1 protein-coding gene is annotated in these 1,305 nt (G+C 59.5%); it reads right to left on the reverse strand.

Translation table 11 applies throughout. The features are described 5' to 3' along the window. Window positions 1-47 precede the first annotated feature (47 nt). A protein-coding gene (locus AC22G6_RS21760; protein ID WP_487368496.1) for an IS3 family transposase occupies window positions 48-1,288 on the reverse strand; the annotation gives its coding sequence in 2 pieces (ribosomal slippage) (window positions 48-916 and window positions 916-1,288; 1,242 coding nt in all). Window positions 1,289-1,305: the final 17 nt, after the last annotated feature.

Genomic DNA, 1,305 nt, shown 5'->3' on the forward strand with positions numbered 1-1,305 from the left:
TGACCCGTCCTAAATAGCGTTGACACCAATTTAGGACGATCAACAGTCTATCGACTGGTTTTAGACGACGCCCGATGAACCTCATCGGGCGTTTTCAATTGTAGCGAGCAGTGCGGGCGCTCGGCGTTGTAGATGGCGACGGACTGGTCCACCATCTGACGAGCTTGGTGCAAATCCAGCGGCACCTGGAGTAGCAGTTCGTTCTTGAGAATGCCATTGACGCGTTCAGCCAAGGCATTCTGGTAGCAGTCGTAGCCATCGGTCATTGAACACCTCAGTCCATGCTTGCGGTGAATGCGCTGGTACTCGTTTGAGCAATACTGAATGCCGCGATCAGAATGGTGCACAAGCGGCCCGCTCGTGAGTCGCCTCCTGAGCGCCATCTTCAGCGCCTTGGCGACGTGCTCGGCGTGCAGGCTGTCATGGACGTGGTAGCCGACGATCTTGCGCGAGTACGCATCGGTGACCAAGCTAAGATAAGCGCAGCGCTCCCGTGTGGGCAGGTAAGTGATGTCGGCAACCCAAACCTGCTCGCTACCTTGGGGTCGGACTTGCTCGGGACCAGCTTTGAGCAGGTTCGGATGGCGCCTGAAGCGATGGTGGCTGTCTGTCGTCTTGTGATAGGCGCGCCGGGTCGGCACCAGCAGGCGACGGGCGCGTAGCAGATCGAACAGTGCATCGCGTCCAATACCGATGCCCTCTGCGCACAACGCCGGGGAAATCAGGTGGTGCAGCTTGCGCGTCCCCATTTTAGGCTGACGCATCCGCCTATGCTTGACCAGCGCCACGATGCGCTCGTGTTTGCGCTCATCGGCCGCTCTTCGGCGCTGCCACTGGTAGTGGGCTTGACGGCTCACGCCCATGTAACGGCAAGCCCTCGAGACGCTCAATCCTTCGACGGACGCTTGCGCGAGGACTTGCCCAAAGGCTTTTTTACGACGCGCACCCCGTAGTCCTTCTCGAGCACGTCGATCACCGCTTCAAAGAACAGGGATTTCTCCTCGGACTCTTTGAGCAGGGTTTCCAGCTCCTTGATCCGTTGCTCCGGCGTCAGGGGCTGGCTTGGCGAGGGGCGAGTTGGCTTGGTCATACCACCGTAGTGTGCCACCGGCCCCCAGTTCTGGCGACCATGCTTGCGCAACCAGACCAGAACGGTCGAGCGACCCTGGATCCCATAGCGCGCCTGCGCCTCTCTGTAGGTCAGCTCGCCTTTTTCCACCTGCTCCACGACGGCCAGCTTAAAAGCCATCGTGTAATCGCGCTGCGTTCTCTTAACCCCTGTGGCCATCTGGCATCTCCTCTTCT

The sequence above is a fragment of the Parazoarcus sp. PS-13 R2A genome, assembly GCF_057621855.1.